Annotated in this window: 12 protein-coding genes; all 12 read right to left on the reverse strand. The window is 69.4% G+C overall.

Going from position 1 to position 12,516, the window contains the following annotated elements:
• Window positions 1–78: 78 nt before the first annotated feature.
• Complete coding sequence (locus ACZ6ZP_RS01785; RefSeq protein WP_351162375.1) at window positions 79–1,176, reverse strand: DivIVA domain-containing protein; 1,098 nt, start codon at window positions 1,174–1,176, stop codon at window positions 79–81.
• A gap of 46 nt (window positions 1,177–1,222) precedes the next feature.
• Window positions 1,223–1,507 (reverse strand): YggT family protein, encoded by a 285-nt coding sequence (locus ACZ6ZP_RS01790; protein ID WP_249590439.1) that lies wholly within the window; start codon window positions 1,505–1,507, stop codon window positions 1,223–1,225.
• A gap of 70 nt (window positions 1,508–1,577) precedes the next feature.
• Complete coding sequence (locus tag ACZ6ZP_RS01795; protein ID WP_351162378.1) at window positions 1,578–2,222, reverse strand: cell division protein SepF; 645 nt, start codon at window positions 2,220–2,222, stop codon at window positions 1,578–1,580.
• Window positions 2,223–2,347: 125 nt separating this feature from the next.
• The gene (locus ACZ6ZP_RS01800) at window positions 2,348–3,067 is read right to left on the reverse strand and encodes a YggS family pyridoxal phosphate-dependent enzyme (protein ID WP_351162380.1); all 720 of its coding nucleotides are present in this window, start codon (window positions 3,065–3,067) and stop codon (window positions 2,348–2,350) included.
• Between the two features lie 6 nt (window positions 3,068–3,073).
• Window positions 3,074–3,784 carry a peptidoglycan editing factor PgeF gene (pgeF, locus tag ACZ6ZP_RS01805; RefSeq protein WP_383819471.1) on the reverse strand — a complete coding sequence of 237 codons (711 nt, stop codon included), beginning with the start codon at window positions 3,782–3,784 and terminating at the stop codon, window positions 3,074–3,076.
• Window positions 3,785–3,801: 17 nt separating this feature from the next.
• Window positions 3,802–5,025 (reverse strand): cell division protein FtsZ, encoded by a 1,224-nt coding sequence (gene ftsZ / locus ACZ6ZP_RS01810; RefSeq protein WP_351162384.1) that lies wholly within the window; start codon window positions 5,023–5,025, stop codon window positions 3,802–3,804.
• A gap of 275 nt (window positions 5,026–5,300) precedes the next feature.
• Complete coding sequence (locus ACZ6ZP_RS01815; RefSeq protein ID WP_351162386.1) at window positions 5,301–6,089, reverse strand: cell division protein FtsQ/DivIB; 789 nt, start codon at window positions 6,087–6,089, stop codon at window positions 5,301–5,303.
• 34 nt (window positions 6,090–6,123) lie between these two features.
• A complete protein-coding gene (gene murG / locus ACZ6ZP_RS01820) occupies window positions 6,124–7,218 on the reverse strand; it encodes an undecaprenyldiphospho-muramoylpentapeptide beta-N-acetylglucosaminyltransferase (RefSeq protein WP_361463752.1) in 1,095 nt (364 codons plus the stop codon).
• Window positions 7,219–7,224: 6 nt separating this feature from the next.
• On the reverse strand, window positions 7,225–8,547 hold the full coding sequence (ftsW, locus tag ACZ6ZP_RS01825; RefSeq protein WP_351162390.1) for a putative lipid II flippase FtsW: 1,323 nt from the start codon (window positions 8,545–8,547) through the stop codon (window positions 7,225–7,227).
• Window positions 8,548–8,628: 81 nt separating this feature from the next.
• The gene (gene murD / locus ACZ6ZP_RS01830; RefSeq protein ID WP_361463755.1) at window positions 8,629–10,053 is read right to left on the reverse strand and encodes a UDP-N-acetylmuramoyl-L-alanine--D-glutamate ligase; all 1,425 of its coding nucleotides are present in this window, start codon (window positions 10,051–10,053) and stop codon (window positions 8,629–8,631) included.
• Window positions 10,035–11,105 carry a phospho-N-acetylmuramoyl-pentapeptide-transferase gene (gene mraY / locus ACZ6ZP_RS01835; RefSeq protein WP_351162394.1) on the reverse strand — a complete coding sequence of 357 codons (1,071 nt, stop codon included), beginning with the start codon at window positions 11,103–11,105 and terminating at the stop codon, window positions 10,035–10,037. Before mraY ends, murD begins: the two co-directional genes overlap by 19 nt.
• Window positions 11,102–12,514 carry a UDP-N-acetylmuramoyl-tripeptide--D-alanyl-D-alanine ligase gene (locus ACZ6ZP_RS01840; RefSeq protein WP_351162396.1) on the reverse strand — a complete coding sequence of 471 codons (1,413 nt, stop codon included), beginning with the start codon at window positions 12,512–12,514 and terminating at the stop codon, window positions 11,102–11,104. Before ACZ6ZP_RS01840 ends, mraY begins: the two co-directional genes overlap by 4 nt.
• Window positions 12,515–12,516 lie beyond the last annotated feature (2 nt).

Here is a 12,516-nt window from a genome sequence, read left to right on the forward strand (position 1 = left end):
ACGGAAAAGGGCGAGGCCCCCAGGAGTACTGGGGGCCTCGCCCTGAACGCTGCCGACGCCTAAGGCGTGGAACGGCCGTCAGTTGTCGTCCTCGTCGATGAGGAAGCCACGCATCGGCGACGGGGCCTGCTGCATGGGCTGCGGGGCCTGCGGCCGCACCGGCGCCATCGGCTGGGTCATCGCCGGGGACATCTGCTGCTGGCCGCCGTAGGACGGACCGGCGTTCTGCTGGTTGCCGCCCATCGACTGGTTGCCGCCGTACGACGGGGCGCCCGCGCCGGCCGGTGCCATGGAAGGCGCCGGGGACGGCGGAAGGGAAGCCGTGGCCGGCGTCCGCGGCGGGGCCAGCGAGTCGTCGGCCTGGGTCTCCAGCTGACGGAGCTGCGACTCCAGGTAGGACTTCAGACGCGTGCGGTACTCGCGCTCGAAGCCGCGCAGGTCCTCCACCTTGCGCTCCAGCGTGGCGCGAGCGGACTCCAGGGAGCCCATCGCCACGCGGTGCTTCTCCTGCGCGTCCCGCTCCAGGGCGTCGGCCTTGGCACGGGCGTCACGCTCGAGGCCCTCGGCACGCGAACGGGCCTCGCCGACGATCTTGTTGGCCTCGGAACGGGCCTCCGCGATCGCCTGGTCGGCGGTCTGCTGCGCCAGGGAGAGCACACGCGCGGCGCTGTCGCCGCCGGGGCCCTGACCGGGCTGGGGCATCTGCGGACCGTGGCCGCCCATGGGACCGCCCATGGGGCCGCCCATCGGACCCTGACCCATCGGGCCGGGTCCCTGCGGACCCCCCTGCGGGCCGTGCCCACTGGGGCCTGCGGGCAGCTGCGGCGCACCACCGGGAAGCTGCGGCGGACCGCCCATCTGCTGGTGCTGCTGCGGGTGCTGCTGCTGCGGCGGCACCGGCTGCGGGCCCGATATTGCGGCGGGCACCGGGGCGCCCGGACCGCGCTGGTCCTGGGGTTCCGGAGGCTTTCGCATCCCGCCCTGTTGCTGGTTCTGCGCAGCGGCGCGGGTCGCTGCGGCCAGCTTGGCGCGCAGGTCCTCGTTCTCGCGGAGCAAGCGAGTCAGTTCGGCTTCGACCTCATCGAGGAAGGCATCGACCTCGTCCTCGTCATAGCCTTCTCGGAGGCGGACGGTCGTGAACTGCTTGTTCCGCACGTCCTCGGGGGTCAACGGCATCTCTTCACCTCAACGTAGTCGTCGGCATTCGGCAAGACCGTATCGTTCACAAGCCGCTCACGACGGTGATCAGGATGTAGACGATGATCATCAGTACGAAGAAGGACAGGTCGAGCGCCACGCCCCCGAGACGCAGCGGCGGAATGAACCGCCGCAGAAGCTTGAGCGGTGGATCAGTGACAGTGTAGGTGGCCTCCAGAACGACCACCATCGCCTTGCCGGGTTGCCATGAGCGGGCGAACTGGAAGACGTAGTCCATGACCAACCGGAAGATCAGCACGATGAGGAAGCACATCAGCGCGATGTAAAGCACTTGCAAGACCACGCTCATGTTCGCGGTTCCCTCTCCCCTGTTACTCGTGCTGCGTCTGCCGGTTCTGCGTTACTGCGTCACTTACGTCTCAGCTCTGGTTGAAGAACCCGCCCTCTGCGATGCGAGCCTTGTCCTCCGCCGTTACATCGACGTTAGCAGGCGACAACAGGAACACCTTCTGCGTCACTCGCTCAATGCTGCCATGGAGACCGAACACGAGACCGGCGGCAAAGTCGACAAGTCGCTTCGCATCCGTGTCGTCCATCTCGGTCAGATTCATGATCACCGGAGTGCCCTCGCGGAAGTGTTCCCCGATGGTACGGGCCTCGTTGTACGTCCGCGGGTGCAGCGTGGTGATGCGGTAGGGCTCCCGCTCGGACACGACCTTGGGCATGATCACCGGTGCGTTCTTCTCCAGGCTCTGGCGTTCAGGTGTGATGGATGCCACGGGGGCGATTCGTGCCGGACGTCCGGATTCCGCGGCTAGCGAAGCGGAATGGGCGACCGGCTCACGCTGTGCGGGGGGCTGTACCACTCGTACCGATTCGTCCCTTTCGGGCACGTGTGCCTGACGGGATTGGTGCGACTGGTGGGGCGGCTCATGCCGCCGGCGGTCCCGCTCGGGCTCCGGCTCGGGTTCGAACTCGTCATCGGGGTCGAACCCCGGACCGTCGTACCCGTCGTCCTCCACGAGGCCGAGGTAGACCGCCATCTTGCGCATCGCGCCGGCCATGCTCTGAGTCCTCCGCTCTGTGGTGGATCGGCTGTCGTCAACCAACTGCCCGCGATCCACGAGGTCTCCCCGCCCAACAGCGAGAATGACCATATTTTCTGCTGTGGTCCGACTTCTTGGCGACGTTACCCGAGCCCGGGTCGGACTCCGAGTACCGCCGTACCGACGCGCACATGTGTCGCTCCGGCCGCCACGGCCTGTTCGAGGTCCGCACTCATCCCTGCCGACACCATGTTCGCAGCCGGATGAGCCGCGCGCATGAGGGTTGAGAATTCCATCAGCCGCTCGAACGCCGCCTGTTGCCGCCCCGCGTACGGACCGGTGAGCGGCGCCACGGTCATCAGACCGTCGAGCCGCAGCCCCGGGGCCCGCGCCACGAGTCCGGCCAACTCTTCGATGCCGCCGGGGCCCACGCCCCCGCGCTCGCCCCGACCGTTCTCCTCGGCGTCGAGGGCGACCTGGATCAGACAGCCGAGCTCCCGCTCCGCGCGCACGGCGCCCGCCGACAGGGCCGTGACGAGCTTGGGACGGTCCACGGACTGGACCACATCGGCATAACCGACCACAGAACGGACCTTGTTGGTCTGCAATTGACCCACAAAGTGCCAGGCAAGGGGAAGATCCGCGCAGTCGGCGGCCTTGGGGGCCGCGTCCTGGTCACGGTTCTCGGCGACATGGCGCACACCGAGCTCCGAGAGAATCCGCACATCGCTCGCGGGGTAGGTCTTGGTGACCACGATCAGGGTCACCTCCTCCCGCTTGCGCCCGGCCGCCGCGCACGCCGCGGCGATGCGCTCTTCGACCTCCGCCAGATTTGCGGCGAGTTGAGACTTACGGTCCGTCATGCCCTATCAGTCCAGCCAGACATAGCCCGCGAGACGACCGGTGGTCCGGTCGCGGCGGTACGAGAAGTGGTCACCGGATTCCAGGGTGCACACCGGCGACTGCTCCCGGTCGCGCACCCCGAGCCGCTCCAGCTGGGCGTGCACCCCCGCGGTCACGTCGACCGCCGGAGTGCCCCAACTCGTCTCGGCGTACGCCGCGGGCTCGATCGCGGCGGCATCGGCCCGCATCTCCTGGGGCACTTCGTAGCAGCGGCCGCAGACGGCGGGTCCGGTGCGGGCGATGACACGGGCCGGGTCCGCGCCCAGCTTCACCATCGCCTCGACGGCGGCGGGGACGACCCCCGCCAGCATGCCCGGCCGTCCCGCGTGGGCCGCCGCCGCGACCTTGGCGACCGGGTCGGCGAGCAGGACGGGCGTGCAGTCCGCGGTGAGGACCGCCAGGGCCAGGCCCCGGCGGGCGGTCACCACGGCGTCGACCGCCGGGATCTCGGCGTCGGAACCCCAGGGTCCGTCGACCACGACGACGTCGGGGCCGTGCACCTGGTTCATCCAGACGACCCGCGCCGGGTCGATGCCCAGCGACGTGGCGGCCAGCGCGCGGTTCGTCCGCACGGCCCGGGGGTCGTCGCCGACCGCGCCGCCGAGATTGAGCTCTTCGTACGGAACGGCGCTCACCCCGCCCCACCTGTCGGTGAAGGCGAAGTGCGCGCCGCTCACAGTGCTGTGCTTGCTTATCACTTCAGGAAGTCCGGCACGTCCAGCTCTTCGGCCTGGCTGTCCGAGTACGGACGGGCCGGCGGCACCTGCGGCGGGGCCACGGGCGCGGACGGGGTCTCGTTCACCGGAGTCACCTCGACGGGCTCCGGGGTGGAGGGCTCGTCGTGCGACGTGACGCTGCCCAGACCGCCGTACGGCGAACGGGACTCGGCCGGACGGCTGGTGGCCGCGGGCTGTTCGTCGCGCTGCTTGCCCGACGACGCGCTCAGGACGGTGTCCCGCTTGGACGGCGGCTGGCCGCCGTCGAAGCCCGCCGCGATGACGGTGACCCGGACCTCGTCGCCCAGGGCGTCGTCGATGACGGCGCCGAAGATGATGTTGGCCTCGGGGTGGGCCGCCTCGCTGACCAGTTGGGCCGCTTCGTTGATCTCGAAGAGGCCGAGGTCGGAGCCGCCGGAGATGGAGAGCAGGACTCCCCGCGCTCCGTCGATGGACGCCTCCAGGAGTGGCGAGGAGATCGCCATCTCGGCGGCGGCCACCGCGCGGTCGTCGCCGCGCGCCGAACCGATGCCCATCAGGGCCGAACCGGCCTCGGACATGACCGACTTGACGTCGGCGAAGTCGAGGTTGATCAGACCCGGGGTCGTGATGAGGTCGGTGATGCCCTGGACACCGGAGAGCAGGACCTGGTCCGCCGACTTGAAGGCGTCCAGAACGCTGACCTGCCGGTCCGAGATGGACAGGAGCCGGTCGTTGGGGATGACGATGAGGGTGTCGACCTCTTCGCGCAGCTCCGCGATCCCGTCCTCGGCCTGATTGGCGCGACGACGGCCCTCGAAGGTGAACGGCCGGGTGACGACGCCGATGGTGAGGGCGCCCAGGGAGCGAGCGATGTTGGCGACGACAGGTGCGCCGCCCGTGCCGGTGCCACCGCCTTCGCCGGCGGTGACGAAGACCATGTCGGCCCCCTTGAGGACCTCCTCGATCTCCTCGCGGTGGTCTTCTGCCGCCTTGCGGCCGACTGCCGGGTTGGCTCCGGCGCCGAGGCCACGGGTGAGTTCACGGCCGACGTCGAGCTTGACGTCGGCGTCGCTCATCAACAGGGCTTGCGCGTCGGTGTTGATGGCGATGAACTCGACGCCCTTGAGACCGACCTCGATCATCCGGTTGATGGCATTGACACCACCGCCGCCGACACCGATGACTTTGATGACTGCGAGGTAGTTCTGCGGTGCTGCCACGTCGAAGGCCTCTCGCCTCGAGTTACGTGTCGCCGCCTCGCGGTCAAGCGCCGCGACGACTGATGCCGAATGGGACGGTCCGAACGCCGACCCGAACCCTAACGCTGAAGTTTAGGGTTACCAGTGTGTCTGTTCCTTGGACTCTTCCGAACAGGACACTAAGTCGACAAGTGGCGCACGTTCAACGAACACGCCGAACCTCCCGTTTTTCTTTTCACCCTATGTGATCAGCCGTAGCGCTGCCGAACCAGGGTGCTGGCCTGCGACGATATGCGTCAACTCGCCGATGACGCAGGGGCGGTGGGGACACTCACATCGAAGTGCCGTGCCTTGGGGGCGGCTTTCATCAGTGCGGTGAGTGTGCTTGCCTTCGTTCGGCCCTTCTCACTGCTGCCCCACGCTACGGTGCGTCCGCGGCTCAACTCCAGCGAGATCGAGTCGTACGAACGGACCTTTACGGACCGTGTATCGCGGGCCACCGCGGGCGGCAGCGCGCCCGCGACCCGTACCGACTCGCGCCGCAGGCGGTGGGAGTCGAAACGGCGCAGACTCGCCGCCGCGTTCTCCTGATCCGGGGTCAATTCCAGGAGCGGAACACCCTTCGGCGCGTGACCGACCGTGGCGAATCGCACTCCCTCGGCGTCCACTTCGACGAACTTTCCGCCCTTTTCGATAAGGAGAACCGGCTTGCGTTCGGTCACTTTCAGACCGATTCCGTGCGGCCAGGAACGGACGACGTCGACCGAATCGATCCGCGGAAGCTTCTTCCGCAGCCGGTTCTCAAGGGCGTCGGTGTCGACCGAGATCAGTGGTGCGCCGACCGGGGCCGCGGCGGCCTCGCGCACCTCCTCGGGCGTCAGGACCCGGGTGCCGGACGTCGTCACGCGCTCCACGCGCAGCCACTGCGAGCCGTAGAGCAGCCAGACGCCTCCCGCGCCGACCAGCACGAAGGCGATCAGCGAGAGGACCAGGGTGCGCGTCCGCGGCACGCGCAGGCGGGAGCGCGGTGTGCGGGGCGGGCCGGAGTCGAGCTTCTGCCGTTCGGCGGTGGTCGGTCCGGCCACGGTCCCTGCCTTCTGTATGCCTTCTAGTGCCGTCTCACGCGTTGCGGCGCGACGCGATCGCCTCGTACACCATGCCGACGAGGAGGTCGTCGGCATCCCTGCGGCCGAACTCCGAGGCCGCGCGGGACATCTCGTACAGCCGGTGCGGATCGGCGAGCACCGGGAGTACGTTGCCCTGCACCCACTCGGGCGTCAGTTCGGCGTCGTCCACCAGGAGTCCGCCGCCCGCCTTGACCACCGGCTGGGCGTTCAGCCGCTGTTCGCCGTTGCCGATGGGCAGCGGGACGTAGGCGGCCGGAAGCCCGACGGCGGAGAGTTCGGCGACGGTCATCGCGCCCGCACGGCAGAGCATCATGTCCGCCGCGGCGTACGCGAGGTCCATCCGGTCCACGTACGGTACCGGGATGTAGGGCGGCATACCGGGCATGTTCTCGACGTACGGCATTTCGTTCTTCGGGCCGACCGCGTGCAGGATCTGGATCCCCGCGCGCTGGAGCACCGGAGCGACCTGCTGGACGACCTCGTTGAGCCGCCGCGCGCCCTGCGAACCGCCGGAGACGAGCAGCGTCGGCAGGTTCGGGTCGAGGCCGAAGGCGGCACGCGCCTCCGGGCGGACCCGGGCCCGGTCGAGCGTGGCGATGGTGTGCCGCAGCGGGATGCCGATGTAGCGGGAGTTGCGCAGCTTGCTGTCCGGGGTGGCGACGGCCACCCCGTGGGCGTACCGCGACCCGATCTTGTTGGCGAGGCCGGGACGCGCGTTGGCCTCGTGCACGACGATCGGCGTCCCGGTCCGCTTGGCCGCGAGGTACCCGGGCAGCGCGACGTAGCCGCCGAAGCCGACCACGCAGTCCGCCTTCGTCCGCTCCAGGATCTGCTCGGCCGCCTTGATCGTGCCGCGCAGCCGTCCCGGGACGGTGATCAGCTCAGGGGTGGGCTTGCGCGGCAGCGGGACGGCCGGGATCAGCGCGAGTTCGTAGCCCCGCTCGGGTACGAGTCGGGTCTCCAGACCACGCTCCGTGCCCAGGGCCGTGATGCCCACGGTCGGGTCCTGCCTCCGCAGGGCGTCCGCGAGGGCGAGCGCGGGCTCGATGTGGCCGGCGGTCCCCCCACCGGCGAGTACGACATGCACCGAAATTCACCGCTCTCCGGACGAACGCGCCTTGACGCGCCGTCTCATCGTGTTCCATCTCACCCGAGGTTGCCGCATGGCCAGGGCCGCCTTTGCCGCCGGGTCCTCCCGCGCGAAGGCGATGAGGAGTCCGATGGCGAACATGGTCGGCAGCAGGGCCGAACCCCCGTAGGAGAACAGCGGGAGCGGGACACCGGCGATCGGCAGCAGACCGAGCACCGCACCGACATTGATCACGGCCTGCGCCGTGATCCAGGTGGTCACGCCTCCCGCGGCATACCGTACGAAGGGGTCCTCCGTGCGTCCGGCCACGCGGATACCCGCATAGCCTAGAGCCGCGAACAGAGCGAGCACCGACAGTGTCCCCGCCAGGCCGAGTTCCTCCCCCGTGATGGCGAAGATGAAGTCGGTGTGCGGTTCCGGCAGTTGACCCCATTTTTCCACACTCGCGCCGAGCCCGGAACCGAAGAATCCGCCGGAGGCCAGGGCATAGATCCCGTGCACGGCCTGCCAGCACTGGTCGCCAGGACCGGGATCGGTGGCACCGATGCAGGCGAGCCTCGCCATGCGGTTGGGGCTGGTCTTGATGAGGATCACGCCGAGCAGGGCCGCGATCGAGAGCACCCCCGCGAAGAGCCGGGTGGGCGCCCCCGCGAGCCAGAGCAGACCGAAAAGGATCGCCGTGAGAATGATCGCGGTGCCCATGTCGCCGCCCAGCATGATCAGTCCGAGCAGCATGAAGGCGACCGGCACGAGCGGCACCAGCATGTGCTTCCACTGGGTCAAAAGGCGCTTGTCCTGCTTGCGGGCGAGCAGGTCCGCGCCCCACAGGACCAGGGCGAGCTTGGCGAACTCACTGGGCTGGAGCTGGAACGGGCCGCCCAGGTAGATCCAGTTCTGGTTTCCGTTGACGCTGCGCCCTATCCCGGGGACCTGCACGAGCACCATCAGGAAGACGGTCACCGCGAGGATGGGATAGGCCAGCGCCCGGTGCAGCTTGATGGGCATGCGCATGGCCACGAGCAGCAGGATCGAGCCGAGCACGGCCGCCACGAACTGCTTGCGGAAGAAGTACGCGGCGGGCAGGTCAAGCTGCAGCGCCTGGATCATCGACGCCGAGTAGACCATCACCAGGCCGAGCACGGTGATCAGCAGGCTGCTGCCGAAGATGAGGTAGTACGCGGTCAGCGGCCGGTCCCAGGCGCGCTTGGCCCGGGTGTAGGACCGCCGAACCGGATTCTCCCGCGGCGGGCGCGGCGCGCCCGCGGAACGGACCGGCGCGGGGCGCCGTGCGAGGCGCGTGGGCGCTCGCCCGCTACTGCCTGCCATCAGGACCCCCGCCGAGACACCACGACGCTGCCACGTGCCCTCCTAAGGGTGCCGGGCGCCCCCGGACCGCTGGGGCCCGCGTCAGGCGCTCGCGCCGAGTTCGCGGACCGCGTCCGCGAACGCGTCACCACGCTTGTTGTAGTTGGTGAACATGTCCATCGACGCACAGGCCGGAGCCATCAGTACGGTGTCCCCCGGCTCGGCGAGCCGTGCCGCCTGCCGTACCGCCTCGGACATCGCCCCAGTGTCGGTCCGGTCGAGGTCGACGACCGGGACCTCGGGCGCGTGTCGCGCCAGGGCTTCGCGGATCAGCGCGCGGTCGGCGCCGATCAGGACGACACCCCGAAGTCGCTTGGCCGACTTGGTGACCAGCTCGTCGAAGGTGGCGCCCTTGGCGAGCCCGCCCGCGATCCAGACGATCGATTCGTACGCCGCCAACGAGGCTTCCGCGGCGTGGGTGTTGGTGGCCTTGGAGTCGTCGACGTACGCCACTTCGGCCACGTCGGCGACGTGTTCGATGCGGTGGGCGTCGGGACGGAAGGCGCGCAGGCCGTCGCGCACGGCCGTCGCCGGCACGCCGTAGGCGCGCGCGAGAGCGGCCGCGGCCAGGGCGTTGGCGATGTTGTGCGGCGCGGGCGGCTGCACGTCGGAGATCTCCGCGAGCTCCTGCGCCTGCTTCTGGCGGTCCGGCACGAACGCACGGTCGACCAGGATGCCGTCCACGACGCCCAGTTGCGAGGGCGCGGGCGCGTTCAGCGTGAAACCGACGGCGCGGCAGCCCTCTTCGACGTCGGCCGCGCGGACCAGGTCCTCGGTCGCCTTGTCGGCGACGTTGTAGACGCAGGCGACCTGATTGCCCTCGTACACCCGGCCCTTGTCGGCGGCGTACGCCTCCATGGAGCCGTGCCAGTCCAGGTGGTCGGGGGCGAGGTTCAGGACCGTCGCGGAGTGGGCGCGCAGCGAGGGCGCCCAGTGCAGCTGGTAGCTGGAGAGCTCGACGGCGAGCACGTCGTACGGCTCGTCGCCGGTGACGACGTCGAGCAGCGAGACCCCGATGTTGCCGACGGCGGCGGTGCGCAGCCCTGCCGCCTCCAGGATCGAGGCCAGCATGCGCACGGTCGTGGTCTTGCCGTTCGTGCCGGTGACCGCGAGCCACGGCGCGGCATCGGGGCCGCGCAGGCGCCAGGCCAGCTCCACGTCGCCCCACACCTCGACACCCGCCGCGGCGGCCGCCGCGAAGAGCGGCTTGTCCGGCTGCCAGCCGGGCGTGGTGACGATCAGTTCGGTGCCTTCGGGCAGGGTGGCCCCGTCGCCGAGGCGGACGGTGATGCCCTCGGCCGCCAGCTCGTCGGCCTGCGTACGGGAGCGCTCGTCGTCGCCGTCGTTGACGACCGTGACGACCGCGCCCAGGCCGTGCAGCACGCGGGCCGCCGGGATACCGGAGACACCGAGCCCGGCGACGGTGACGTTCTTCCCCTGCCAGCTGGTCACTTCTTGGCTGCCCATCCTGCGTAGAAGAGGCCGAGTCCGACGATCACGCACATGCCCTGGATGATCCAGAAGCGGACCACCACAAGGACTTCGGACCACCCCTTGAGTTCGAAGTGGTGCTGCAGTGGCGCCATGCGGAAGACGCGCTTCCCGGTCATCCGGAAGGAGCCGACCTGGATGACGACGGACATCGTGATCAGGACGAAGAGGCCGCCGAGCAGGGCGAGGAGCATCTCCGTGCGCGAGCAGATCGCGAGTCCGGCGAGCGCGCCGCCGAGGGCGAGCGAGCCGGTGTCACCCATGAAGATCTTGGCGGGCGAGGTGTTCCACCACAGGAAGCCGAAGCAGGCGCCCATCAGCGCGGAGGCCACGACGGCGAGGTCGAGTGGGTCTCTGACCTCGAAACACGCCTGTGGGTTGGTCAGCGTGACCGCGTTGGCACAGGACTCCTGGTACTGCCAGACACCGATGAAGGTATACGCGCCGAAGACCATCACGGAGGCGCCGGTGGCGAGTCCGTCGAGGCCGTCGGTGAGGTTCACGCCGTTCGACATCGCGAGGATCATGAACAGCGCCCAGACCACGAAGAGCACCGGGCCGATCGACCAGCCGAAGTCCGTGACGAACGACAGCTTGGTGGAGGCCGGGGTCTGGTTGCGGTTGTCCGGCCAGTTGAGCGCGAGCACGGCGAAGCCGATGCCGACGATCAGCTGGCCCGCCATCTTCGCCTTGGCGCGCAGACCGAGCGAGCGCTGCTTGACGATCTTGATGTAGTCGTCGAGGAAGCCGACGAGGCCCATGCCCGCCATCAGGAAGAGCACGAGGAGCCCGGAGAGCGTGGTCTCCGTGCCCGTGATGACCTTCGTGAGGAAGTACGCGATGAGCGTGGCGAGGATGAAGGCGATGCCACCCATGGTCGGCGTACCGCGCTTGCTGTGGTGCTCGCGCGGGCCGTCGTCCCGGATGAACTGCCCATAGCCCTTGCGGGCAAGGAACTTGATAAGGAGCGGGGTTCCGACCAGGGTCAGGAAGAGCCCGATCACACCCGCGAAGAGGATCTGCCTCATCGGCCGGCGACCTGCCCCTCGGACGACGCGGAGTCGTCGAGCAGCGCCGTGGCGACCCGCTCGAGACCGACCGATCTGGAAGCCTTCACCAGCACGACGTCTCCCGGGCGCAGCTCGCTGCGCAGCAGGTCGATCGCCGCCTGTGCGTCGGACACGTGCACCGACTCCTCACCCCACGAACCCTCGTTGTATGCGCCCAGTTGGAGCCAGGACGCTTCCCTGCCCCCGACTGCCACGAGCTTGCTCACGTTCAGTCGGACAGCGAGCCGTCCGACCGCGTCGTGTTCGGCGAGCCCCTCGTCACCGAGCTCGGCCATGTGACCGAGCACCGCCCACGTACGACGTCCCTTGGCCATGGCCGCGAGCGCGCGCAGGGCGGCTCGCATGGACTCGGGGTTCGCGTTGTAGGCGTCGTTGACGACCGTCACGCCGTCCGGGCGCTCGGTGACCTCCATCCGCCAGCGGGACAGCGTGCCCGCCTCGGAGAGCGCGCGGGCGATCTCGTCTGCGGACATGCCCAGCTCATGGGCGACGGCGGCCGCGGCAAGCGCGTTCGACACGTGGTGCTCACCGTACAGCCGCAAGGTCACGTCGCTGCACCCGGAGGGTGTGTGCAGCGTAAAGGCAGGCTGTCCGACGTCTGTGAGCCGGACATTCTCGGCGCGTACGTCGGCGTCGGCGCGCTCTCCGAAGAACAGGACGCGCGCCTTCGTGCGTGAAGCCATGGCGCGGACGAGGGGGTCGTCGGCGTTGAGGACGGCGGTGCCGTCGGCGGGCAGGCTCTCGACGAGTTCACCCTTCGCCTCTGCGATCTGCTCGCGTCCGCCGAACTCGCCGATGTGGGCGGTGCCGACGTTGAGCACGAGGCCGATCTTCGGCGGGGTGAGGCCGGTGAGGTAGCGGATGTGGCCGACTCCGCGGGCGCCCATCTCCAGGACGAGGAACCGCGTCTCGTCGGTGGCGCTGAGGGCGGTGAGCGGCAGGCCGATCTCGTTGTTGAGCGAGCCCGGCGTGAAGACCGTGGGCGCCTTGCTCCGCAGGACCTGGGCGAGCAGGTCCTTGGAGCTGGTCTTGCCGACGGAGCCGGTGAGCGCCACGAGCGTCGCGCCGAGGCGCTCCACGACGTGCCGCGCAAGGGCACCGAGCGCCGCCTGCACGTCGTCCACGACGATGGCCGGTACGCCGACGGGGCGCGAGGCCAGGACGGCGGCGGCGCCCGCTTCGACCACCGCCGACGCGTAGTCGTGGCCGTCGACGCGTTCACCGACGAAGGCGACGAAGAGGCTGCCGGGCTCCACTTCACGGGAGTCCCTGACGACCGGTCCGGTGACCTGGACGGACGGATCCGGTATGTCGTACGTCTGCCCGCCGACGACAGTTGCGATCTCGGCGAGGGAGAGGGCGATCACAG

This window comes from Streptomyces sp. NPDC054047, assembly GCF_055585065.1.

Excerpts from the sequence above, each read along its gene's own strand:
- ACZ6ZP_RS01790 (WP_249590439.1), bottom strand. The coding sequence starts at position 1,507 with ATGAGCGTGGTCTTGCAAGTGCTTTACATCGCGCTGATGTGCTTCCTC.
- ACZ6ZP_RS01795 (WP_351162378.1), bottom strand. The coding sequence starts at position 2,222 with ATGGCCGGCGCGATGCGCAAGATGGCGGTCTACCTCGGCCTCGTGGAG.
- ACZ6ZP_RS01785 (WP_351162375.1), bottom strand. The coding sequence starts at position 1,176 with ATGCCGTTGACCCCCGAGGACGTGCGGAACAAGCAGTTCACGACCGTC.
- murD (WP_361463755.1), bottom strand. The coding sequence starts at position 10,053 with ATGGGCAGCCAAGAAGTGACCAGCTGGCAGGGGAAGAACGTCACCGTC.
- ACZ6ZP_RS01800 (WP_351162380.1), bottom strand. The coding sequence starts at position 3,067 with ATGACGGACCGTAAGTCTCAACTCGCCGCAAATCTGGCGGAGGTCGAA.
- ftsW (WP_351162390.1), bottom strand. The coding sequence starts at position 8,547 with ATGGCAGGCAGTAGCGGGCGAGCGCCCACGCGCCTCGCACGGCGCCCC.
- mraY (WP_351162394.1), bottom strand. The coding sequence starts at position 11,105 with ATGAGGCAGATCCTCTTCGCGGGTGTGATCGGGCTCTTCCTGACCCTG.